At 44.3% G+C, this 1,690-nt stretch carries 1 protein-coding gene; it reads right to left on the bottom strand.

All coding sequences use genetic code 11. The features are described 5' to 3' along the window. Positions 1-1,690 (bottom strand): beta strand repeat-containing protein (locus FA047_RS20595; protein ID WP_205943368.1); only part of this gene is annotated, 1,690 nt, incomplete at both ends.

The following is a 1,690-nucleotide window of genomic DNA, read 5'->3' as shown; positions in this document are numbered from 1 at the left end:
AAGTATCTCCATTGTTGCCTGTTCCAGCCCCTGGAGCACCAGTACCTCCAGTAATTGATTTACCATCAATACCGTTTTTACCGTCTATACCATTGTCTCCTTTCGGACCTTTGATATTTCCTGTTACAGTCCAGGTTCCGTTTACGTTTGTATAAACATCACCTGTAGTCGTGTTCACATAAGTATCGCCATTGGCGCCTGTTCCAGCCCCTGGAGCACCAGTACCTCCAGTAATTGATTTACCATCAATACCGTTTTTACCGTCTATACCATTGTCTCCTTTCGGACCTTTGATATTTCCTGTTACAGTCCAGGTACCGTTTACGTTTGTATAAACATCACCTGTAGTCGTGTTCACATAAGTATCGCCATTGGCGCCTGTTCCAGCCCCTGGAGCACCAGTACCTCCAGTAATTGATTTACCATCAATACCGTTTTTACCGTCTATACCATCGTCTCCTTTCGGACCTTTGATATTTCCTGTTACAGTCCAGGTTCCGTTTACGTTTGTATAAACATCACCTGTAGTCGTGTTCACATAAGTATCGCCATTGGCGCCTGTTCCAGCCCCTGGAGCACCGGTACCTCCAGTAATTGATTTACCATCAATACCGTTTTTACCGTCTATACCATTGTCTCCTTTCGGACCTTTGATATTTCCTGTTACAGTCCAGGTTCCGTTTACGTTTGTATAAACATCACCTGTAGTCGTGTTCACATAAGTATCTCCATTGTTGCCTGTTCCAGCCCCTGGAGCACCAGTACCTCCAGTAATTGATTTACCGTCAACACCGTTATCCCCTTTTGGACCTTTAATATTTCCTGTTACAGTCCAGGTACCGTTTACATTCGTATAAACCTCACCAGTAGTCGTGTTCACATAAGTATCGCCATTGGCGCCTGTTCCAGCTCCAGGAGCACCAGTACCACCCGTAATTGATTTACCATCAATACCGTTTTTACCGTCTATACCATTGTCTCCTTTCGGACCTTTAATATTTCCTGTTACAGTCCAGGTACCGTTTACGTTTGTATAAACATCACCAGTAGTGGTGTTCACATAAGTATCGCCATTGGCGCCTGTTCCAGCCCCTGGAGCACCAATACCTCCAGTAATTGATTTACCATCAATACCGTTTTTACCGTCTATACCATTGTCTCCTTTCGGACCTTTGATATTTCCTGTTACAGTCCAGGTTCCGTTTACATTCGTATAAACATCACCTGTAGTCGTGTTCACATAAGTATCGCCATTGGCGCCTGTTCCAGCCCCTGGAGCACCRGTACCTCCAGTAATTGATTTACCATCAATACCGTTTTTACCGTCTATACCATTGTCTCCTTTCGGACCTTTGATATTTCCTGTTACAGTCCAGGTTCCGTTTACGTTTGTATAAACCTCACCAGTAGTCGTGTTCACATAAGTATCTCCATTGTTGCCTGTTCCAGCCCCTGGAGCACCAGTACCTCCAGTAATTGATTTACCATCAATACCGTTTTTACCGTCTATACCATTGTCTCCTTTCGGACCTTTGATATTTCCTGTTACAGTCCAGGTTCCGTTTACGTTTGTATAAACMTCACCWGTAGTCGTGTTCACATAAGTATCKCCATTGKYGCCTGTTCCAGCCCCTGGAGCACCAGTACCTCCAGTAATTGATTTACCATCAATACCGTTTTTACCGTCTAT

It is taken from the genome of Pedobacter frigoris (assembly GCF_005116445.1).
Lineage (GTDB): Bacteria > Bacteroidota > Bacteroidia > Sphingobacteriales > Sphingobacteriaceae > Pedobacter > Pedobacter frigoris.
Note: the sequence above shows the minus strand (reverse complement) of the source record. Positions and strands in the feature narration are given on the sequence as shown.